Raw genomic sequence first — 19,664 nt, 5'->3', positions numbered from 1 at the left:
GCTCCCGCTCTCGATTCGCATGAGACTCCAAGAGGCCCCCCTGTTCCTGACGAGGGGGCCGCGCACCAAGCCGTCGACGACGTTTCGAAGGCAGCAGGTCACGTGTCGAGTCCGATCTCTCTTCGCGCACGGGCTCAAGTGGCACTCTCGAAGCTGTTTCAGGCCATCGGCCACTCAGCTTGCCGCATCTCTGTACGCGTTCCGGGACGCCGTGTACCGTCTCGGCCCGACGGCTCCCAGTCGCGAGTGGGAGCGCTCCCAGTACTGTTCGGGCTTTTTGAGGACACGACACCCGTATTCAGGAGCATCCGGGCTCCCCGCCCGGCGCAGGCACCACTCGTTCCGTGCCACGCCGCACCGGACGTGCGGTGCGGCAAAGCGTTCGGCACGCACATCTGTGTCATGCCCATGCCCTCCCGGACGGACGCTCCTCGTCCGGGCCCACGCGAGAGTGAGGAAACCCATGAATCTGCTCGACAAGTACCGTGACCATGTACTCGGCCTGTTCCGCGTCGTCTTCGGGTTACTGTTCGCCTGCCACGGGGCGGCCACCCTCTTCGACGTGCTCGGCGGTTCCCACGGCGAGTCCCCGAGCCCGGGGGAGTGGCCCGGGTGGTGGGCCGCGGTCATCCAGCTCGCCGGCGGCGTCCTGGTGCTGCTGGGTTGCGGCACCCGGGCAGTCGCGGTGATCTGCTCCGGCTCCATGGCGTACGCCTACTTCCGCGTCCACCAGGGGAACGCGCTGCTGCCCATCGAGAACGGCGGCGAGGCATCCGCGATGTTCTGCTGGGCGTTCCTCCTCATCGCGGCCATGGGGCCGGGCCGTTGGGCTCTGGACCAGGTCCTGACACGGCGCGGCGACGCACGGGCAGAGGCTCCGCTCGCACGGCACTGAAGACGTCCGAGTGGTGCCGCACCGGTGGCACCGGAACTGGAGGCTGTGCATATGAGAAAGACCCACCTGCTCACCGCTCTTGCGGCGCTGCTGTCGGCGACGACCGCGGCGGCACCCGCCTCGTGGAGCTCGACGTCAGGCCCGGACAACGGTTCCGGGCAGCGCGAGGCGCGCACATGCGCCGCCCGCGCGCTGATGTTCTGCGAGGACTTCGCCACCCTGCCACCGGGAGAGGCCCACGGACGCGGCTGGACCACCGACGCCGCGAACGGCACACTCACCATCGAGCGGGACGCCACCCGCCGCAGCAAGCACCTGCGCATACGTACCGAAGGTAACGGGCGGGCGTTCCTACAGGTCAACGATGTGCGACCGCCCGCCAACAGCTTCTGGGGCCGTGTCCGTCTGCGCGTCGACGCTTTCCCGTCCGCCCCGGACTGGGCGCACTGGACGCTGGTCGAGGCCGCCGGCGAGGGGCCCGGTTACGTGAGGCCGCTCGGCGGACAGTACGTGCCCACGGCGGGAAAGAACCTGTGGGGCGTCGGCTCCGACGGTGGGCCTACCGGAGACTGGACGGCCTGGCGCGAGTCGGCCCCGGCCCGCGCGGGCGTCTGGAGTTGCGTGGAGTGGCGGATGGACGCCCGCGACAACACGGTCTCCGTCTGGATCGACGGCGAGGCCAAGCCGGAGCTCACCGTCTCCACCCGTCGGCACGGCGGCGCCGACGCCGACTTCGTCTTCCCCCGGTTCCGTACGGTGAAGATCGGCTGGCAGCTCTACCAGGGCAGCCCGAGCCCGTCTTCGTACGACGTGCGCATGGACGACATCGCGCTGGACGGCAGGCGGATCGGCTGCTGAGCGCCGGGCGCGGGACGGCCGCCGGCCCGGGGCGGGCCGTGTGGTCCGTCCCGGGCCGGAGGCGGCTACGGCCGGCGGCGTCGCCCGGTCGCGCGTACTGCGTGAACCCTCTCGCAAGGGCGTGCCCAACTGCCTTGCACGGTACGCCGGTTGCCCGGCCCCGCCGAACCGGGGGGCAGCCGCCGCGATGTGCTCATCCGGGGGTGCAGCGTGGCACCGGGGCACCCGCGGTGCCGTTCGCCGTGTAGCCGAAGGAGGTCGCGGAGTTGACGGACAGCGTGCCGTTGGAGGAGGTGTTGCGCACGGTGGCGCGGCCACCTGCGACGGTGAGGGCACCGTTCCAGAGGCTGGTGACCGTCGTGCCGCCCAGGTCCCAGTCGACCGTCCAGCCCGTCAGCGCGACGGTGCCGGTGTTCTTGACGGTGACCTCCGCCTGATGGCCGCCCGGCCAGGAGTTGACGACCCGCGGGGTGGCGGTGCACACCTTGCCCGTGGGCGTGGGCGTGGGCGTGGGCGTGGGCGTGGGCGTGGGCGTGGGCGTGGGCGTGGGCGTGGGCGTCGGGTCGGTGCCCGGCTCGGTGCCGGGGTCCGGATTCGCGGTGAACGTCAGACCGTGGCCGTACGGGAAGAGCGCGCTCTTGCCGTCACCGTCGTTGATCGGCTGCTGAGAGGCGCTGCGCATCCAGCTCATGGGCAGCTTGCCGGTCGGGGCGTGGTCGCCGAAGAGCACGTCGGCGACGCCGCCGCCCTCGGTGCCCGGCAGCCAGGCGGCCAGCAGAGCCTTCCAGTCCGGCAGCTGGGCGGCGATGTCGAGGGGACGCCCGGAGACCAGCACCACCACGACGGGCACGCCGCTCGCCTTCAAGCGGGCCAGCGTCTGCAGATCCTCCTGGTCCAGTCCCATTCCGCCGGGCCGGTCACCGCGCATCTCGGCGTACGGGGTCTCGCCGACGACGGCGACCGCCGCCGTGTAGCTGCTGTCGATGCCGTTGCCGTAGCGGTCGTAGGTCACCCGGGACGGGTCGGCGGCGGTGGCGCGGATGCCCTGGAGGACGGTGGTGCCCTCGGTGACGGGCCCGCTGCGGCCCTGCCAGCCCAGGGTCCAGCCGCCGCTCTGGTTACCGATGTCGTCCGCGGACTTCCCCGCCACGAACAGCTTTCCGGTCTTCGCCAGGGGCAGCACTCCGCCGTCGTTCTTCAGCAGCACCTGCGAATCACGCACTGCCTCCCGGGCCAGTGACCGGTGCTCGGCGGAACCGACGCCGGGCGTGAGGGAGCGGTTGGTCAGGGGCCGTTCGAAGAGCCCGAGCTCGAACTTCTTGGTGAGAATGCGGCGATTGGCGTCGTTGACGCGTTCCGTGGCGATCCGGCCGGCGTTCACCTCGCCGCGCAGCAGGGTCAGGAACTTCTTGTAGTCGTACGGGACCATCACCATGTCCACGCCGGCGTTGACGGACGTGGTGATCTCGGCCCCGCTGAAGCCGGTCTGGCCGTCGAGCTGATCGATCGCCGCCCAGTCCGAGACGACGAACCCGGTGAATCCCAGCTCGCCCTTCAACACGTCGGTGACGAGGTATCTGTTGGCGTGCGAACGGACGCCGTTGAAGCTGCTGTAGGAGAGCATGACCGACCCGACACCGCGCCGGACCGCCTCCTTGAAGGGCGGCAGGTGGACCGCGCGGAGCTCGGCCTCCGACACCACCGTGTTGCCCTGGTCGATGCCGCCCGTGGTGCCGCCGTCGCCGATGTAGTGCTTGGCTGTGGCGAGTACGGAGGCCGGGGCGCCGCCCAGGGTGGAGCCCTGCATGCCGGTGATCAACGACGCCATGGCGGTGGGGAGTTCGGGCGTCTCACCGAATGACTCGTAGGTGCGGCCCCAGCGGTCGTCGCGGGCGACGCACAGACAGGGGGCGAAGCTCCAGTCGATGCCGGTGCCCGCCACCTCCTCGGCCACCGCGTGCCCGACGCGTTCCACCAACGCGGGGTTCCGAGTGGCACCCAGACCGATGTTGTGCGGGAAGACAGTGGCGCCGCGTACCGCGTTGTGGCCGTGCACCGCGTCGATGCCGTAGATCATCGGGATGGAGAGCGGGGTGCCGAGGGCGGTGCGTTGCAGGGAGTCGTAGGTGTCGGCCCAGGTCTGGGCGTTGTTGGGGCTGACCGTGGAGTCGCCGCCGGAGAGCACCGAGCCGATGCGGTAGGCGGCGAGGTCGGACTGCGGGACGAGCATGTCCTTCTCGATCTGCGTCATCTGCCCGAGCTTGTCGTCGAGCGTCATCCGGGACAGCAGATCGGCGACCCGGTCCTGCACCGGCAGGGCCGGGTCCTGGTACGGGAGCGCTGCAGTGGGCGGCGGGCCGGCCGGCGGAGCGGCACCGGCCGGCACGGTCACGGCGAGAGCCGCGGCGCACAGGACGGCGATCATTCCGGGGCGACGGGTGGAGGGCGTGAGAATCGGGATCATGAGGGCCTTCCCGGGTGTGGCCGGACGGGGCAGGGGAGCGAGCGGCACGGAGCATCGGAAGCACGGGACGCCGGGAGCGCGAAGCGTCGGGGGCACGGGGCGTGGGGCGTGGGGAACACGGAGCCGGCCGGGTCGTGACCCCGGCAACCGGATTCGCGTACGGAACCGAGGGGCGCTCCTGAACCTCGGGTCATGGGAGCGCTCCCAAGTCACGGTCAGGACTGTAGGAGCCGCGTCGTGTTCCCGACAACCGGGCGAACGGAGATTGTTGACGGCGCCGGCGGCGTCGGCGGCAGTCGAAGACCGGCGATCGAGCCACCTTTGCGCCATCTGCGGCGCGGAATTGGCGGAAACCGACATTGCCGCCGCGTTACGTCACGAGCAACCTGGGTCGCGGGAGCGCTCCCACAGCGGTTGATCACCCGCAGAGATCCTGGATTCCCCCCACGGAAAGAAGGAGATCATGGATTATCATCTGCACGCTCACCGTGTCCCACGCCGCCGTCTGACGCTCGTCCTGAGCGCTCTCGTCGCGGTCCTGTTCAGCCTGATCACCGGGAGTGGCACCGCCGCGGCCCACGGATCGGTGGTGGACCCGGCATCGCGCAACTACGGCTGCTGGCAACGCTGGGGCAGCGACTTCCAGAACCCGGCCATGGCGCAGCAGGACCCCATGTGCTGGCAGGCCTGGCAGGCCAACCCCAACGCCATGTGGAACTGGAACGGCCTGTACCGCAACGGCTCCGGCGGCAACTTCCAGTCGGTCGTCCCGGACGGGCAGCTGTGCAGCGGCGGCCGGACCGAGAGCGGCCGCTACGACGCGATGGACGCCGTGGGCCCATGGAAGACGACGGACGTCGGCGCCGACTTCACCGTCAAGCTGGACGACCAGGCCAGCCACGGCGCGGACTACTTCCTGGTCTACGTGACCAGGCAGGGCTTCGACCCCGCCACCCAGCCGCTGCGCTGGAGCGACCTCCAACTGGTGGCCCGCACCGGCAGGTACGGGCCCAGCCAGCACTACTCGATCCCCGTGAGTACATCCGGTTTCAGCGGTCGCCACGTCGTCTACACGATCTGGCAGGCCTCGCACATGGACCAGACGTACTTCCTCTGCAGCGACGTGAACTTCAGCTGACCGCGAGGGCCATCGGGTGGCGTCCTTTGCGGGCGCATCATTTCGAGGGCGGGCCGCCGGTACACCCGGCGGCCCGCCTGGGCACACAACGTCAGGACACGGAGAGGTGGTACGTCAAGCCGGGCGTTGCTCCAGGCAGTGCACGCAAGGGAACGGAGCCCGGGCTGACGGCCGTTGAGACTCACCCCGTACGCTCGTGATCATGGCAATCGGATTCAGCGACCAGTTCCTGCTCGAGGCGGAACGGCACTCCGTCTGGGGCGCAGCTCAGCTCGAGGCGCTCATGGAGTTCCTGCCCGAGGCTCCGTGGAGCGCGGACCTGCCGACGTGTTCGTACCAGCAGGGGGAAGTGCGGCTCCGGGTCGGTGTCCTTGGGACGTACGACATGGAGCAGGCGTCCTGGCTGTGGGGCTGGGCACATCCGGGGCTCGGCAGAAGCGACGTCGTGGCGTTGTCCGCTGCCGTGGCGCGGTACGGGCGGGCGCACGGGATTCCCGAGTTCACCGCTGAGAAACTCGATCTGTCCGGGTTCGACGATCCCCGGCGGGCCGCCGAGTTGCTGGCCTTCGCGGGGATGGGGGTGGCCAACACCCCCGGATACATCGGGCAGCCGGCCGGGCCCGGCACCCAGGTGTACTTCCTGCCCGACGACCCGAAGGTACCGGGCGCCGAGCTCGACCCGGTCGCCCTGCCGCGCGTGCTCATGGCCGGAGCCTCACTCATCGGGCGCTCGCCGCGGCAGGCCGTCACGGGGTACTTCGAGCACCACGGTGTGCCGCAGCGCGTGGAGGGCGACCGGCTGATCGCCGATTTGCCGACCGGGAACGCCGTCGTTGTCTCCTTCGACCGGATAGGGCGGATCAGCAACATCCGGCTCACGGTCAGCGGCTGACCCAGACCATCTGGCTGGTTGTACCGGGCTCCGTCTGCGATCTGCACGCGCAGGCGGCGGAGGCGGGCGAGATCCTGACCGAGGGGTTCGAAGACAAGCCGGCTGACCTACTGGACGCGGGAGCGAAGGTCCTGCCGTGGGCATTCGCGGAGGGCACAAGAGGCGTTCCCGTACTGGCTCGCGCGGCCCGGTCAGCATCCCGACGAGTGGACCGTGCTCTACAACGAGGAGCGCGTCTCCTTGTCGGAGCATCACGACATGGGGTGCCTGGCCTTTCTGTCGGCTGGGCTCAGCGGAACGGCGAAACGGAGTACTTCAGCCACCTCTACGAAGCGCTGAAGCCGACGGAGTACCGATTCCCGGCGGCCGACTGGGGCAACCGGGCAATGACGCCGCCACCGCTCTTGAGCCCTTCTCGCCAGTGGCACATCAACATGAGCGTTGTACTGGGCCCTGCTGAGCGTGACGGTTGGCCCGGGTGTTTCGCGGGTGGCGTTCCGACGATCTGATCGGCTACAGCGTCAAGGTCCTTTTTCTCGTCACTCCACAGCGCGCCGATTAGTTTGCGGCGCCCGGCCGGTCAAACTGGTGGCACCCAGGAAAGGACACCGCTATGCCGGAGCTTCTCGTCGACTTCATCACCTCCCTCGACGGCCACGCATCAGGAGAGGGGTGGCCCGGGTTCTGGGGGCTCGAGGGCCCGGAGTACCTCGCATGGCTCGGCGGGCAGCCCGAGGCCACGTACCTGATGGGAGCGAACACGTACCGCCTTATGTCGGGCTTCGCCGCAGGCGCGGTCCCGAACGGCCAGGATGAGTTCAGGCCCGAAGAGGAGGCATCCGTCGACGAGCTCACGCAAGCGTCCAAGGTGGTGTTCTCCTCCTCGCTCGAGGAGCCGCTGACGTGGGCCAACTCCGCGCTCGTCCGCGGCGACGCCGTCGAGGCGGTCCGTGCCATGAAGTCGAAGGGCTCGGGGCTCCTCAGCACGATTGGCAGCCTCAGTCTGTGCCGGTCCCTGCTACGAGCCGGGCTCGTCGACCGCTTCCGGGTCGTGATGTTCCCGGTGATCACCGGGGCCACGGGCGAAGAACGCATCTATGACGGCTATCCGGACGTTGCCCTTGAGATGATCGAGCACCGTACCTTCGACGGCCGCATCCAGCTGGTCGAGTACAAGCCCCGTGTGCTCGAGCACCCGCCGCTCGACGTCCCCGCGTGACGTCGCCTCGTCGGTCTGAACAGCCCTTGGGCGCCGGCGGGCGCGGAGCAAGACCTGATCGGCGCTGACGGCCAACGTCAGGACGCCCGCTCCACCTGTCCCCGAGCCGTCACAAGTCAGCCCGCGTACGCCCCCCCCAGGACCGCAGTCTCCGCAGAGATCCACCTGTCGGATACGGATGCGCCGCTGGACGCTTCCCTGGACAGAGCCTCGCGAGCCGAGCGCTTCGGCTGATCCGTCAGCGCTGTGTGTGCTGTTGCGCGGCCCGCTGGTGTGATCCTCCGCCCTGGTTCAGGCGTCGGTCGCTCGGGTAGAGCGGGACTGGGCGCGCAGCGCAGGCAGCCGGGCGCGGTCGTCCGCTTCGGCGAGGCTCTCGCCCAGGGAGAGGAGGGAGAGGAGCCGCACCGGCCGGCCGGCCGCCGCGGCAGCCTCCAGCTTGTGGTGGCCGTCGAGGAGGAAGTGGGTCAGGCCCCAGTGCGCGGACGGGTCATCTGCCAGGCCGGTGGAGGACTGGCACACATCCAGCGTGGAGACCGCCACCGCTGTGGGGACCGTTCCCTGCTCCATGAGCGCGACGTAGTCCTCGACACGCTCTCGTTCGTTCCAGGTCGGGGGAACCATGGGAACGACGAATTCGTAGAGGTGGGCATTCGTGTCGACCGTGGTCTCGAAGGTCCGGTAGTACGGGGTGTGCGGGTACTCCGGGAGGCCCCAGAACTGGTTGACCCCCCAGGACGTGACCTGCTCATGGCTGAAGTAGTCACCTTCCTTGCCGGGGATGACCAGCCGCGGTTCCACGCTCAGGAGCAGCGGAAGGTACTCGCCCTCCGGCAGCAACGCAGCGAACGCATCGATCACGCCGCCGTCATCCGGATCGTCCAGTGGCCCGCTGAGCCGTTCCTGCATGTCCTCGAGGGACAACTTCTCTTTGGCGGTTTCCAGCCGGCGAAACAGGAGCGGGCACGTTCCGCAATAGAAGCTCAGCTCGAAAGCAGGCTCGTTGTCGACCATGAGCAAGCGGCGCCGCGGCCCGCCACTGCGCTCGTGCAGTTCCACATCGAAGCGCAACCGTGCCTCGGAGGACGGGACGCCGAGCGTGCGGGGGTCGCCCGGTTTGATCATCACCCACCGACTGTACGGGAGGCCGTGTAGCCGATCCACCGAGTACTGAGCGCCTATCTGACCGGACGGCGGCGAAGTCGGGATCGTCGATGCCGGACCCGGTGATCTTCACGGTGGAGGCGGGCCCATGGCGTCCAGGTCAACTGCGGCGGTTAGCCCTTCATGATCGCGAGATGTCCGTCCTCAGATCCTGAGGATCCAGTGTCCCGTGCGTCCCAAAATCAAGGATCAAGAACCGTCGTCCCGGTCGTCGTTGGTGTGGACGGCGCGGAGTTCGAGGGCCGCTTCGGCGTCGGCCAGGCCCGGCGGGCGCCGGTGATGTCGAGGCGGTCGCCGATCGAGTGCCTGCAGGGGCCTTCGACGGAGCCCGTGGCGATCGGCCATCCCTTGTTCAGGTGGTGAGCCGCTTCGGCTTGCCCCGCGTCCACTCGATCTTCGCGGTCATCTGAAGTTCAACACGCGTTCGACGAGTGATTGCCAGCTGTCGGCGAGTGCGGCTTCTTGGCGTGCCGTTTCCGGGTCGGTGTTCTCCGCGGGCGCCAGGTACATCACGAAGGGGCCCTCGAGGGCTGCGGCGAGCTGCATTGCCAGGCTGTCGATATCGGCGGTGTGCAGGAGGCCTTCGCGCCGGGCTTGCCCGAGGAGCATCCGGATGTGGGTGGTCGACATCCCTCCGGCGGCGATGGCCACTTTCTGGTTGCGATCGAGTGCGGCGCGCTCGATCGCATGGTGCTCGAGCAGGAATCCGGTGCGCGCGCGGCCGTAGGCGACCAGCCGGGCGATCACGTCGGCGCCGGGACCCAGTGGCGGCGGACCGTAGAGCACCTGCTGCTGGAATTTGCGGTCGGCGTCGTCGAGCAACGCGGCGAAGATGCCCGCCCGGCTGCCGAAACGCCGAAAGACGGTTCCCTTGCCCAGTTGGGCCCGCTCGGCCAGGGCGTCCATGGTGACCCGCCTCGCGCCGCTTTCGGAGATCATCTCGCGGGCGACGTTGAGCAGGTGTTCGCGATTGCGCGCAGCGTCGGCGCGCTCGGCGGGAGGAGGCCCGATGGGCAGCAGGGGGGTGTCCACGGTCATACGGTAGCCGAGGGAATATAAGCGGGGTAAAGTCCGGTTACGGATACGCGAGGCACCGAGCCCGCATTACCGCCCCCGCCGCCCACGTGCGCGCCAAGACCGGCCAAGGAGTTCAACCATGACCCTGTTCCGACTCGATGCCAGCATCCTGCCCGCGGCTTCCGCCAGCGCGGAGATCGCCGACGTAGTCGAGGCCAAGTGGACGGCAGCGCATCCCGGCGAAGCGGTGGTGCGCCGCCACCTGGGCACCGACCCGCTGCCGCCCCACATCTGGGCGAGCGCCACCGTCGCCGGCTTCACCCCCGCATCGGAGCGCACCCCCGCCCAGCGTGAGGCGCTCGCGAACGCCCAGGACCTCGTCGAGGAGCTGACGTCCGCGGATGTCGTCGTCCTGGCCGTGCCGTTCTACAACTTCGGCGTCTCCCAGCACTTCAAGACGTGGGTCGACCTGGTGATCGCCGCCGCAGGACCGACTACGCCCGTCCTGAAGGGCAAGCCGACAGTGCTGGTCACCGTGCGCGGCGGCGGCTACGGCCCGGGCACCCCGCGCGAGGGCTGGGACCACTCCACCCCCTACCTCAGGCGCATCCTCGCCGATGTCTGGGAGGCCGACCTGACCGTCATCGAGCGTGAACTCACCCTCGCGGCCACCACCCCCGGCATGGAAAGCCTGCGCGATCTTGCCGGCGAGCTGCGCACCAGGGCTCTCGAGGAAGCCGACAGGGCCGGCACCGGCATCGCTGCCACCTGAACCGAGCTGCGGCACCAGGACCCCCGCCTCCACCCCGCCCCTGATTGAACTCTCAACCCGCTCGTCCTTACCAGCCGTCAAGCGCGGCGGCGATCGAGGAATCAGAAGACCAACACCGAGCGCGGCGTCGGACTGTGGCGCCCGACCGAACGGAATCCAGATGTCCACCACCCAGATCACATCCGGCCACTACACACTCGACCCGGTACGCAGCGCGGTCGGCTTCCAGCGAAAGACGTTCTGGGGCCTGACGGCCGTCAACGGCGTCTTCGCTTCGGTACAGGGCAGGGGCACCGTCGATGAGGACGGCACCGCCGAGGGCGGCCTCGTCATCGACGTCGCCTCGCTCGACTCGAAGCACGCGAAGCGCGATAACCACCTGCGCAGCAAGGAGATGCTCGACGCCGAGGCATTCCCGACGATCACCTTCGACGCCGAACGCATCACGCCCACAGGCTCGAGTACGGCCGATGTCGAGGGCAAGCTCACCGTTCGCGGGACCAGCAGGAGGCTGAGTTACCCGGTGAGTTTCAAGAAGCAGGGCACCGATGCGGTTGTGGTGAGCGGCGCCGTCACGATCGATCCGGCGCAGTTCGGGCTCAAGAACCCTCTCGGCATGATGAAGGGCCCGGCCGTCATCAACCTCGACCTGCGCTTCACCGCGTGAACTGAACGCGGCCCACACCCTCGACCGTGCGCCGGACCCGGCGCCGGCGAGGAAATCCGATAGATCGAGAAGAATGAGAGCGCACACCATGAGCAGGATCAGCATCATCGGGACGGGGAACATGGCCCGCGCCCTGGGCAGCCGTGCAGTCGCGGGCGGCAACGCGGTCGAGGTCATCGGCCGCGATGCTTCCAAGGCCGACGCTCTGGCCAGGGTGATCGGCGGCGCCACGGCGGGGACGATCGGCGCAGCCCCGGCCGGCGACATAGTCATCCTCGCCGTGCCCTACGCCCACGCCGTACCGCTCGTGCGTCAGTTCGGCAACGCGCTGTCGGGCAAGGTGATCGTCGATATCACCAACCCGTTCAATCCCGACTTCACGGGACTGGTTACGCCGGAGGGCAGTTCCGCCGCGCAGGAGATCACCAAGTGCGCTCCCGCGGGAGCGCACGTCGTCAAGGCGTTCAACACCGTCTTCGGCCACGTGCTTGCCGCCTACACGCCCGAGGATCCCCGCCCGCTGGACGTGTTCATCGCCGGCGACGACGCCGGGGCCAAGGCGGGCGTGTCATCGTTCGTCGAGAGCCTCGCGCTGCGCCCGCTCGACGTCGGCGACCTGACGAGCGCTCGTTGGCTCGAAGGAACGAGCGTGCTGTTGATGCGCGCCATGTTCGGCAAAGCCGTCAGCAGCAGCAGCTTCTCCATCGGCCTCACCGTCCGCGGCTGACCATACGTACCGTCTCCATCAGTACTGAGACGCCGAAAATCGGCCACCCGGCCGCGATCCGTGGCGCTTGCGGCGAAGAAGAACCCCTACACCCAAGCTCATTTCACTCCCATCGGGTCATCGTGGATCAACCAGATAGAGACCTGGTTCGGCATCATCACCCGGCAGTCCATCCGCCGTGGCTCCTTCTCCAGCGTGCACGTCCTGATCAAGCAGATCCGCGACTGCAACGACTCCTGGAACGAGAACGCGAAACCTTTCAACTGGACCGCGACCACCGGCGAGATCCTCCTCAAGGTCCGCCTCGTCCAGACCAGCATCAAGAAGCTCGCCGACAACAACACGACGTAATACAAAGGGATCACGAGCTCGTTAGTACTCCAGCTGTAGATCGTGATCTTCATGTCTGCTTGCCGTCGGCATAGAGCAAGTCACGTCGGGCGGGCAGGGCCGAGGCACTGTCAGGTGTTGGCCCTGAAGTATGCAGCGGCAGCGTCGATGAAGCGGTCGTGTGCGGCCCGTGCGGCGTCCTGCGCTGCGGTGAGCTCCTCGATGCTCGTGGCGGCATCGACCATGTTGTATGTGGCGACGACCATCGCCTGGGCGGTGGCGTGGACAGCCGGGTCAGGCACGAGGAGCCGCAGCGCAACCAGGGGTCGGGTGATGGCGGCGCGGGTGACATGAGACTTGGCTCGTAGTTCTTCGAGCTCATCGTTGCCGGCGCCGCGCAGCCGAGCCTCTCCGCGCATCCACAGGGCCCGGCGGTGGTCGGAGCCGGCGGAGGCGAGTGTGGTCACCGCGTCGAGCCGGTCGCGGCGCAACTGCTCAGCGGCGGCTGCGCGCTCGGCGCGGCCGGCCGCGAGGTGTTGGAACGTGCCGGTGACGATCGATCCGAGGAGCGTCCCGATGACGGCAAGGACAGTGGCGATCATGATCTGCTTCCTGGTCGGGTCCCGGCCCGGTGCGGAGACGGGCGCACCACCGTTGATCATCGTGACTTGTGTGGAGTAACGATGAGACGGTGGCCGCAGGTCACAGCATAGATCCCGACCGTTGGCGTGAGGCGTTCGAGATGGCCATGGGCCGGATCGCGGGCCGGTTCACCCGGGTCGAACCACGGCTGCGGGCCGGGCGGTTGGTGCTGGGTCTGCTGTCGGACCTGCCGCGGAAGAACTGCTGGACGATCGCGGAGTGGGCCGGGGAGGCCAGCCCGCACGGCATGCAGCATCTGCTGTGCCGGGCCGTATGGGATGCCGACGGCGTCCGTGATGACGTGCGTGAATACGTCGTCGAGCACCTCTATGACGATGCCGCGGTCCTGGTGGTCGACGAGACCGGCGACGTGAAGAAGTGCACCCACACGCTCGGGGTCCAGCGCCAGTACACCGGAACGGCCGGCAGGATCGAGAACTCCCAGGTCGCGGTCTACCTCGTCTACGCCGGGATGCGCGGGCACGCGGCAGTGGACCGGGAGCTGTACATCCCGCGTTCCTGGACGTGCGACCCGGACCGCTGCCGGGCCGCAGGACTCGGCCAGGACACCGTCTTCGCGACCAAGCCGGACCTGGCCCGCACGATGATCGAACGGTTTTTGGACGCCGGACACCACGTCGGCTGGGTCACCGGGGACGAGGTCTACGGCGGCAACCCAAGACTCCGTACGGCTCTGGAGGAACGCGGCATCGGCTATGTCCTCGCGGTGGCCTGCTCGGCCGAACTGCCCACCCGGGCAGGCAAGTTCCGCGCCGATGCCTTGGCGCGGAAGGTGCCGAAGCGGGCCTGGCAGAAGCTCTCGGCCGGGCCTGGCGCGAAGGGGCAGCGGTTCTACGACTGGGCCGTCATCGACCTCGCCGAGGCAGCCCCGGGCTGCCACCAGCTGCTGATCCGCCGTAACCGCAGCACCGGCGAACTCGCCTACTACCGCTGTCACTCCACCACGCCGGCATCCCTGGCCACCCTGGTCAGGGTCGCAGGTTCCAGATGGCGGGTGGAGGAGACCTTCCAGACCGAGAAGGGACTGGCCGGGCTGGATGAGCACCAGGTCCGCCGCTACCCCTCGTGGGCCCGCTGGGTCACTGTCGCGATGCTGGCCCACGCCTTCCTTGCCGTCGTCCGCGCCGACGAACACGCACACCGACCCACGCCGGACGATCTGATCCCGCTGTCCTGCAGCGAGATCTGCCGCCTGTTCATCGCGCTCGCCGTCCGGCCCGTCCGCGACGCGGCCCACCGGCTTGCCTGGTCCGACTGGCGCCGCCGTCACCAGGCACGATCACGCACCAGTCACTACCGGCGGCAAGCCGCATCCCAGACATGAAGATCACGATCTACAGCTGGAGTATTAGGCGAACCCTGATACCGCACTGGAAATGAAGTCTTTCCGCAGCCGCCCGAAGCGGCTGCGGAAAGACCCGGCTTGGGGCGCACGCCACGGCCAGATGATCTGGTCACCTGGAAGCCGTCAGCAGTCGAGACCATCCGCAAAGCCGGAGCTCATGCCGACGCAGGGGACAGGCGGATCGAACATATCGTCAGCTAATCCTCCAAAGCTCACCTTGCGGAGACAAAATAAGCGGGGTATAGTCCGTTTATGCTTGCACGCAAAGTCCGCTTCCGTGTTCAGAAGGGAACCTCGTGAGCTATCTGCCAAATGGGGCGATCGTCCTCCCGGCCGGCGAGGGCCTGCCGATCCCCGGCGACGGCCTGCTGATCCCCAACTTGCTCGGCAAGGTGACCGCCGACCAGGGCTCAGGCTCCATCGCCGTGATGGAGGGGACGGCGGAGCCCGGCTTCGGGCCCCCTCTTCATATCCATCACAGCAGCGAGGAGCTTTTCTATGTCCTCCAGGGCCAGATGGACTTCCAGATCGGCGACCAGCGGGTAAGCGCGACGTCCGGCACGCTCGTCATGGTGCCGCGCGGAACGGTCCACGCACCCCGGGTGGTCGGACGCGAGCGGGCCAGATTCCTGGTCATGTTCGCGCCCGCCGGCCCGGACGGGCTGTTCTACGAGATCGCCGCACTCGCTCAGGAAAATGGCGGGGTCATCAATGACAATGACTCGCGCATCGAGGCGCTCGCGGTCAAGTACGATACCGAGCATGTCGGGCCCCCGTTGCAGTAAATCAACGAGAGCGCCCCACCCACAAAATCAACTTGGGCTCGCGCCCGCAACTTAGGCCCTGCTCGTGGCCGCGGCGTTCCTGACAGCGTCCAGAGCGGCGGTGTGCGAGACAATGGGCTTGTACCCGAGTTCGGCTACCGCCTTGTCGGTCCGCAGGGTGCACGTCTGCCCGAGGAACCATCGAACGGGCACGGGGATCGCACGGGCGGCGGTTTCGGCGTCCAGTTCGTCGGTCGGCTTGTTGACGCCATGGATTTCGAACATGGTCTCCCAGAAGTCGCGGAAGGTGACGCGGTGTTGGTCGGTGACGAAATACGCCTGGCCCGGCCGGCCGCGCTGCCACCCGAGCATGAGGCCCTCGACGCAGTTGTCGACGAACGTGATCTCAGTGGTGTGGCGACCGCCCTCGATCCAGGCGAACTGCCCAGCCTTCGCCAAGTCGATCAGCATGTTGATGAGGATGCTGTCTGGGCCCCAGACCATCCTGGGCCGGATCGACACCGTGGCGAATTCCGGCGCGTTCGCGTCGAGCACGATTGCCTCGGCCTCGGCCTTCACCGCAGAATAGGTGGCTTCTGAGTCCGGCCGCAGGGGCGCGGTTTCGTCGACGTCCACGAGCGGATCGCCGGCAAGGAGCGCGGCTTCGGTTCCGCAGTGAACGAACCGGGGAACTTCGGCATGGCGGGCCGCGTCTACTGCCGCCTGGGTGCCGCGGACCGTCACCGCCTCTTGACGCGCACGGTCGGCGGAGACATCGGTTTCGGCAGCGAGGTGAAACACCACTGCGCTGCCCTTCACCGCGTCCCGCCACGTGGCCGGGTCGGTCAGCTCGCCGCGCACGGGTTCCGCGCCCAGCGCTGCCACCTTGGCGGCCGACGCCTCGCTTCGGACCAGGGCCCTGACCGTATGCCCCTCACTGACAAGCCGACGGACCAGCACTTGGCCGATGAACCCCGAACCGCCCGTGACGAATGCCTGGGCCATGAAACTCTCCTTCATCGGTACCTGCCTCTCGCCTGCCTCGGGGCGAGAAGGTCTCATAGGGGTGAAGCAGCCTCCGGCCACGAGCCATTCCCTCGAAAAGATTCATACTCCGGTGGTGTGCGATAGCTTCTCTGCATGGCTTCTCTTCGGGCGCTGGAGTGCCTCGTCGCGGTCGCGGACTCCGGGTCGGTCACACAGGCGGCACGGCTCCTGCACTCGTCGCAGCCCGCTGTCTCTCACCAACTCGCCGCGCTGGAACGCGAGACAGGGACGATGCTGCTTCGCCGCGAAGCCAGGGGAGTCAAGCTCACTCCTGCCGGCCGTGCCGCCGTCGCGGATGCCAGACGAGCGATCGAAGCGGCCGCCTCCGCGGTCCGGTCGGCTCGCGCCGTCGGCGAAGCAACCGGTGGATCACTGCGGTTGGCCTGTGCGCAGAGCCTGATCTCCGTGCTCGCCCCCGTCATTCGCGAGTGGCACCACCGTCACCCCGAGGTGACGATCACCTTGCGTGAATCCACGTCGGCAGAAGAGCTTCACGGCTTCATCGACGCCGACGAAGCCGACGTAGTGCTGATGCCTTCTCCTGTGCCCGACCGCTTCACGGCGACCGTGGTCGCCGACGAGGAGATCGTGCTGGCCGCACCGACGGACCATCCCATCGCCCGGCAGCCTGCCGTGTCCGTGCAGGATCTGGACGGCGTGGGCCTCGTTCACTTCGCCCCGGAGAACGGCCTCAGCACGTGGCTCGACCGGTCCCTCACCAAGGCCGGAGTCCGGCCGGAGCTCGTGATGAGGACAGCGGTCACTGTGGTGGCCCCGCAACTCGCGGCTGCCGGCCTAGGGGTCGCGGTATGCCCGGTAAGCGCGATCAGCGCCGGTTTCCCGGGCGCGGTCCGATCGTTCTCACCACACTGGGTCAGGCAACTGGTGGCGGTCACCCCCAGCACACTCGACCCGCTCGCCGCGCTGTTCATCGGCAACATGCGCAGGCACGGCGTGCACGTGCCCCGCGACGTGCGAACTCAACTCGCAGGGGACGCCCCGAAGCCCGCGAAGGCGCGACCGTCCTCCTGAGGATCTCCCCGCCGACGCGGCCGGCCCCGGCTTCGCCCTCAGCTTGATCATTAACCTGTGCGGCCGTAATGCTGGTCGAGTGTCTCGGCGCGCTTGACGGTCTTACCCGGCGTGTGGCGGGGTGCTCTCGTACGGTTGACCGATCCGCGAGGGCGTCCTGGGCCGGGGCGGGAGGGTTTCGGTGCAGCCGCTGGACGGGCCGGAGTGCCTACGCCGACCGGACCGCCTCCTTCTCCTGGACTGCCCCTGCGGACCGCTCGGGAGTCGCCGGCTACGTGGTGACCATGGACCGTACCGCCGACACCCTGCCGCCGGCGACGGGTGCGGTGCAGACGGCCACCTCCTTCACCGCGACTGCCACCGCTGACGGCACCTGGTACCTCCACGTCCGGGCCGAGGACAAGGCCGGCAACTGGTCAGCGACCGCCGCGCATCTGCCGTTCAAGGTCGACATGACCCTGCCGGCGGCACCTGTGATCAGTTCTTCTTCTCATCCCGACCAGACGCGCGCCTATCGCGGCAAGGACCTGACGGCCTCCTGGAAGGCCCCCTCGGGCTTCTCCGCGGGCTACAGCGTGGCCCTTGACAAGATCTCCGCCACGGTGCCGGACGCTGTCGTCGAGACCACCGCTACCACCTACGGCGCGCAGCTCACGGAAGGTGTCTGGTACCTGCACGTGCGGGGTGTCGACGCCAACGGGACCGCCGGCGCGACCTCGCACTTCCGTGTCACCGTCGACACCACCGCCCCCGGGGCCCCGGCCGTCACCTCGACGGACTTCCCCGAGGACGCCTGGGCCGGGTCCGCCGGCACCCCCGGCACGTTCCAGGTCGCCACGGCCGGCACCGACGTCGCCGGGCTCACCTACAAGGTGGACGGCGGAACGTCCACCGGTGTCCCGGTCACCGGCAGTCCGGTGGATCTACAAGGGCGGACAGGAATCCACCTCCTCCCGGGTGGCTGACTACTGGCGGCGCTGGGCGCAGAGCGGCGACCAGGTGTGCAGCGGAGGAATGCAGACCGGCGAGAGGTGCGGATGGAAGGTCAAGTCGACGCAGGCCACGGTCAAGTACACCAGCGGAACCACCGCCCGGAACATGGTCGTCGCCCGAAAGACCTCCGGAGCATGCTTGATCGGGGGTGACTCCGGCGGCCCCGTCTACACTGTGGACAGCTCCGGCCGCGCCTACGCCAAGTGCATCGTCTCGGGCGGAGGTGGGGGTGGCGGCGACCACAGCGGCGGCCTGTTCGATCCGTGCGAGATGATCTTTACCGACATCGGGCTGGCCAACAGCGCGCTCCCCGGACTGGTGGCGAGGTACTGAGATGAAGAGAATCACCTTCTCCGCCCTGCTCACGGTGTCGCTTCTGACCGGCTGTTCGCTGAGCGAGGACGAGCCCTGCACCCTCCTCGACGCGAAGTCCGAGGTCTCCTTGCTCTGGCGCGCCGCTGACTTCGGCGCGGCGGACGCGGCCACCTTGCGTCTTTGCGTGGGCGAGGTCTGTGAGCAGCGCCGGTCCGGAGACCTGGACCGGCCGTTCAGCTCTTTGTCGGTCCCGCTCCCCGACGCGGACGGGCCCGGGCCGGTCCCCGTCCGGCTCACCGTCACCACCACCGCCGACGGCAAGGAGATCGTCACCGACTCGGCCGAGGCGACCCTGCAGGAACAGAACCCCAACGGCAAGCGCTGCGACCCCACCGCCTGGACCGCCACCTTCCGTGCCGAGCCCACCGGCCTGACCGACCCGAAGGGGTTGTCTCTCAAGTAGCCGGCCTGGACACCCAGGTACACGGGCCCCTCCGGAACTCCTGGAGGGGCCCGTTCCGTGTCGTGGGGGTCAGTTCGTCCACGACCGGGGAGCAGAGGCGGGTGGCGCCGCGGGAGACGGTCAGGGGCGTCCCAGCCGTCGCCCCGGCGTGGCAGGAGGTCCGGGTCGGCCAGGACCCGGCCTGCGTGGATCTCGGGCAGGAGGCGGCGCCCCAGGATCTGTCCGGCGCAGATGATGCCGTGCCGGACGACGACGGAGACAGCCGCTGCCACCTCCCCGTCTGCGGTCGTGACGGGGGCTGCGACCGACAGCGTGTCCGCGGACAGTTGCCGGTCACTCACTGCGTATCCGCACACGCGTATCTGGGCGAGAACTCTTCTGAGCTGGACATGGTCGGTCAGGGTGTACGGGGTATGCCGCTGGACCGGCCGGGCCAGCGCCTCGTCCTGCACATGGCCCGGGGCGTGGGCGAGCAGTACGAGTCCTGCGCCTGTGGCAGTGATGGCGAGCCGTCCTCCCACCCGTGTCGGAGTGGGCACGGCGCCGTCGGCGCCGATGCGCTCCACGAAGACGATCTCCGAGCTGTCGCGGATTGCGAGTTGTACGTTTTCGCGGGTGAGAGAAGAGAGGTCATGCAGGTGGGGGAGCGCCAGTTCGCGGATTCCTTGGCTGCGGGGTGGGAGGGACCCAACTTCCCACAGTCGTAGTCCGACGCGGTAGCGTCCCTGTGCATCGCGCTCCAGCGCTCCCCAGGTGAGAAGTTCACCGAGCATGCGGTGAACGGTCGACACGGGCAGACCCGCTCGGCGGGACAGCCCTTAGACGCTGTTGTCTTTCCGAGTCTGACGACTGTGTTTTCGCTGGTCAGGGGTAGGGGCGGCGTCGGTATGGGAGTGATGGGG

The 19,664-nt window shown here is 68.5% G+C and carries 20 protein-coding genes and 2 pseudogenes; 15 read left to right on the top strand and 7 right to left on the bottom strand.

Annotation, left to right across the window (positions count from 1 at the left end):
- The first annotated feature begins 463 nt into the window (after positions 1-463).
- Both ABTX18_RS26355 and ABTX18_RS26350 read left to right on the top strand, forming a co-directional pair.
- Positions 464-895 (top strand): DoxX family protein, encoded by a 432-nt coding sequence (locus tag ABTX18_RS26355; protein WP_352125231.1) that lies wholly within the window; start codon positions 464-466, stop codon positions 893-895.
- A gap of 51 nt (positions 896-946) precedes the next feature.
- Positions 947-1,753 (top strand): hypothetical protein, encoded by an 807-nt coding sequence (locus tag ABTX18_RS26350; protein WP_352125230.1) that lies wholly within the window; start codon positions 947-949, stop codon positions 1,751-1,753.
- Positions 1,754-1,946: 193 nt separating this feature from the next.
- On the opposite strand, the gene ABTX18_RS26345 is transcribed toward ABTX18_RS26350, so the two are convergent.
- The gene (locus ABTX18_RS26345) at positions 1,947-4,217 is read right to left on the bottom strand and encodes a glycoside hydrolase family 3 N-terminal domain-containing protein (RefSeq protein WP_352125229.1); all 2,271 of its coding nucleotides are present in this window, start codon (positions 4,215-4,217) and stop codon (positions 1,947-1,949) included.
- A 463-nt stretch (positions 4,218-4,680) separates the two neighbouring features.
- Here ABTX18_RS26345 and ABTX18_RS26340 point away from each other — a divergent pair, with 463 nt between their 5' ends.
- From ABTX18_RS26340 to ABTX18_RS26330, 3 genes are all read left to right on the top strand, one after another.
- On the top strand, positions 4,681-5,355 hold the full coding sequence (locus ABTX18_RS26340; RefSeq protein ID WP_352125228.1) for a lytic polysaccharide monooxygenase auxiliary activity family 9 protein: 675 nt from the start codon (positions 4,681-4,683) through the stop codon (positions 5,353-5,355).
- 202 nt (positions 5,356-5,557) lie between these two features.
- Positions 5,558-6,247: a DUF6882 domain-containing protein gene (locus ABTX18_RS26335; protein WP_352125227.1), complete on the top strand. Its 690-nt coding sequence runs from the start codon at positions 5,558-5,560 to the stop codon at positions 6,245-6,247.
- Between the two features lie 613 nt (positions 6,248-6,860).
- Complete coding sequence (locus tag ABTX18_RS26330; protein WP_352125226.1) at positions 6,861-7,466, top strand: dihydrofolate reductase family protein; 606 nt, start codon at positions 6,861-6,863, stop codon at positions 7,464-7,466.
- A 291-nt stretch (positions 7,467-7,757) separates the two neighbouring features.
- On the opposite strand, the gene ABTX18_RS26325 is transcribed toward ABTX18_RS26330, so the two are convergent.
- From ABTX18_RS26325 to ABTX18_RS26320, 3 genes and pseudogenes are all read right to left on the bottom strand, one after another.
- On the bottom strand, positions 7,758-8,588 hold the full coding sequence (locus tag ABTX18_RS26325) for a hypothetical protein (protein ID WP_352125552.1): 831 nt from the start codon (positions 8,586-8,588) through the stop codon (positions 7,758-7,760).
- 237 nt (positions 8,589-8,825) lie between these two features.
- Positions 8,826-8,983: pseudogene (locus ABTX18_RS35885) on the bottom strand (ISKra4 family transposase); the annotation flags it as partial.
- A gap of 46 nt (positions 8,984-9,029) precedes the next feature.
- Positions 9,030-9,665: a TetR/AcrR family transcriptional regulator gene (locus ABTX18_RS26320; protein ID WP_352125225.1), complete on the bottom strand. Its 636-nt coding sequence runs from the start codon at positions 9,663-9,665 to the stop codon at positions 9,030-9,032.
- 118 nt (positions 9,666-9,783) lie between these two features.
- Here ABTX18_RS26320 and ABTX18_RS26315 point away from each other — a divergent pair, with 118 nt between their 5' ends.
- From ABTX18_RS26315 to ABTX18_RS26300, 4 genes are all read left to right on the top strand, one after another.
- Positions 9,784-10,416 carry an FMN-dependent NADH-azoreductase gene (locus ABTX18_RS26315; protein ID WP_352125224.1) on the top strand — a complete coding sequence of 211 codons (633 nt, stop codon included), beginning with the start codon at positions 9,784-9,786 and terminating at the stop codon, positions 10,414-10,416.
- A 160-nt stretch (positions 10,417-10,576) separates the two neighbouring features.
- On the top strand, positions 10,577-11,083 hold the full coding sequence (locus tag ABTX18_RS26310; RefSeq protein ID WP_352125223.1) for a YceI family protein: 507 nt from the start codon (positions 10,577-10,579) through the stop codon (positions 11,081-11,083).
- Positions 11,084-11,171: 88 nt separating this feature from the next.
- Positions 11,172-11,810 carry an NADPH-dependent F420 reductase gene (locus tag ABTX18_RS26305; RefSeq protein ID WP_352125222.1) on the top strand — a complete coding sequence of 213 codons (639 nt, stop codon included), beginning with the start codon at positions 11,172-11,174 and terminating at the stop codon, positions 11,808-11,810.
- Positions 11,811-11,870: 60 nt separating this feature from the next.
- On the top strand, positions 11,871-12,161 hold the full coding sequence (locus ABTX18_RS26300; RefSeq protein WP_352125221.1) for a hypothetical protein: 291 nt from the start codon (positions 11,871-11,873) through the stop codon (positions 12,159-12,161).
- Between the two features lie 110 nt (positions 12,162-12,271).
- On the opposite strand, the gene kilB is transcribed toward ABTX18_RS26300, so the two are convergent.
- Positions 12,272-12,742 (bottom strand): plasmid transfer protein KilB, encoded by a 471-nt coding sequence (gene kilB / locus ABTX18_RS26295; protein ID WP_328864199.1) that lies wholly within the window; start codon positions 12,740-12,742, stop codon positions 12,272-12,274.
- A 146-nt stretch (positions 12,743-12,888) separates the two neighbouring features.
- On the opposite strand from kilB, the gene ABTX18_RS26290 reads away from it, so the two are divergent.
- Positions 12,889-14,127 carry an IS701 family transposase gene (locus ABTX18_RS26290; protein WP_352125551.1) on the top strand — a complete coding sequence of 413 codons (1,239 nt, stop codon included), beginning with the start codon at positions 12,889-12,891 and terminating at the stop codon, positions 14,125-14,127.
- A gap of 317 nt (positions 14,128-14,444) precedes the next feature.
- Positions 14,445-14,933 carry a cupin domain-containing protein gene (locus ABTX18_RS26285; RefSeq protein ID WP_352125220.1) on the top strand — a complete coding sequence of 163 codons (489 nt, stop codon included), beginning with the start codon at positions 14,445-14,447 and terminating at the stop codon, positions 14,931-14,933.
- Between the two features lie 51 nt (positions 14,934-14,984).
- On the opposite strand, the gene ABTX18_RS26280 is transcribed toward ABTX18_RS26285, so the two are convergent.
- On the bottom strand, positions 14,985-15,917 hold the full coding sequence (locus tag ABTX18_RS26280; RefSeq protein ID WP_352125219.1) for an NAD-dependent epimerase/dehydratase family protein: 933 nt from the start codon (positions 15,915-15,917) through the stop codon (positions 14,985-14,987).
- Positions 15,918-16,052: 135 nt separating this feature from the next.
- Here ABTX18_RS26280 and ABTX18_RS26275 point away from each other — a divergent pair, with 135 nt between their 5' ends.
- From ABTX18_RS26275 to ABTX18_RS26255, 4 genes are all read left to right on the top strand, one after another.
- Positions 16,053-16,991, top strand: a complete 939-nt coding sequence (locus ABTX18_RS26275) for a LysR family transcriptional regulator (RefSeq protein WP_352125218.1) — start codon at positions 16,053-16,055, stop codon at positions 16,989-16,991.
- A gap of 284 nt (positions 16,992-17,275) precedes the next feature.
- The gene (locus tag ABTX18_RS26265; RefSeq protein WP_352125217.1) at positions 17,276-17,956 is read left to right on the top strand and encodes an Ig-like domain-containing protein; all 681 of its coding nucleotides are present in this window, start codon (positions 17,276-17,278) and stop codon (positions 17,954-17,956) included.
- Entirely contained in the window at positions 17,949-18,317 is a 369-nt protein-coding gene (locus ABTX18_RS26260; protein WP_352125216.1) for a chymotrypsin family serine protease, read from the top strand. Before ABTX18_RS26265 ends, ABTX18_RS26260 begins: the two co-directional genes overlap by 8 nt.
- 1 nt (position 18,318) lies before the next feature.
- Entirely contained in the window at positions 18,319-18,762 is a 444-nt protein-coding gene (locus ABTX18_RS26255; protein ID WP_352125215.1) for a hypothetical protein, read from the top strand.
- 251 nt (positions 18,763-19,013) lie between these two features.
- On the opposite strand, the pseudogene ABTX18_RS26250 reads toward ABTX18_RS26255, so the two are convergent.
- Positions 19,014-19,577 (bottom strand): annotated as a pseudogene (locus ABTX18_RS26250) (IclR family transcriptional regulator); the annotation flags it as partial.
- Positions 19,578-19,664: the final 87 nt, after the last annotated feature.

It is taken from the genome of Streptomyces sp. NPDC096323 (assembly GCF_040302845.1).
Lineage (GTDB): Bacteria > Actinomycetota > Actinomycetes > Streptomycetales > Streptomycetaceae > Streptomyces.
The sequence above is the reverse complement of the archived record's forward strand: the minus strand, read 5'-3'. Positions and strand labels throughout refer to the sequence as shown.

Bases quoted from the DNA above. Each gene is read 5' to 3' on its own strand.
- ABTX18_RS26355 (WP_352125231.1), top strand. From the start codon at position 464: ATGAATCTGCTCGACAAGTACCGTGACCATGTACTCGGCCTGTTCCGC.
- ABTX18_RS26350 (WP_352125230.1), top strand. From the start codon at position 947: ATGAGAAAGACCCACCTGCTCACCGCTCTTGCGGCGCTGCTGTCGGCG.
- ABTX18_RS26345 (WP_352125229.1), bottom strand. From the start codon at position 4,217: ATGATCCCGATTCTCACGCCCTCCACCCGTCGCCCCGGAATGATCGCC.
- ABTX18_RS26340 (WP_352125228.1), top strand. From the start codon at position 4,681: ATGGATTATCATCTGCACGCTCACCGTGTCCCACGCCGCCGTCTGACG.
- ABTX18_RS26335 (WP_352125227.1), top strand. From the start codon at position 5,558: ATGGCAATCGGATTCAGCGACCAGTTCCTGCTCGAGGCGGAACGGCAC.
- ABTX18_RS26330 (WP_352125226.1), top strand. From the start codon at position 6,861: ATGCCGGAGCTTCTCGTCGACTTCATCACCTCCCTCGACGGCCACGCA.
- ABTX18_RS26325 (WP_352125552.1), bottom strand. From the start codon at position 8,588: ATGATCAAACCGGGCGACCCCCGCACGCTCGGCGTCCCGTCCTCCGAG.
- ABTX18_RS26320 (WP_352125225.1), bottom strand. From the start codon at position 9,665: ATGACCGTGGACACCCCCCTGCTGCCCATCGGGCCTCCTCCCGCCGAG.
- ABTX18_RS26315 (WP_352125224.1), top strand. From the start codon at position 9,784: ATGACCCTGTTCCGACTCGATGCCAGCATCCTGCCCGCGGCTTCCGCC.
- ABTX18_RS26310 (WP_352125223.1), top strand. From the start codon at position 10,577: ATGTCCACCACCCAGATCACATCCGGCCACTACACACTCGACCCGGTA.
- ABTX18_RS26305 (WP_352125222.1), top strand. From the start codon at position 11,172: ATGAGCAGGATCAGCATCATCGGGACGGGGAACATGGCCCGCGCCCTG.
- kilB (WP_328864199.1), bottom strand. From the start codon at position 12,742: ATGATCGCCACTGTCCTTGCCGTCATCGGGACGCTCCTCGGATCGATC.
- ABTX18_RS26290 (WP_352125551.1), top strand. From the start codon at position 12,889: ATGGGCCGGATCGCGGGCCGGTTCACCCGGGTCGAACCACGGCTGCGG.
- ABTX18_RS26280 (WP_352125219.1), bottom strand. From the start codon at position 15,917: ATGGCCCAGGCATTCGTCACGGGCGGTTCGGGGTTCATCGGCCAAGTG.
- ABTX18_RS26275 (WP_352125218.1), top strand. From the start codon at position 16,053: ATGGCTTCTCTTCGGGCGCTGGAGTGCCTCGTCGCGGTCGCGGACTCC.
- ABTX18_RS26265 (WP_352125217.1), top strand. From the start codon at position 17,276: ATGGACCGTACCGCCGACACCCTGCCGCCGGCGACGGGTGCGGTGCAG.
- ABTX18_RS26255 (WP_352125215.1), top strand. From the start codon at position 18,319: ATGAAGAGAATCACCTTCTCCGCCCTGCTCACGGTGTCGCTTCTGACC.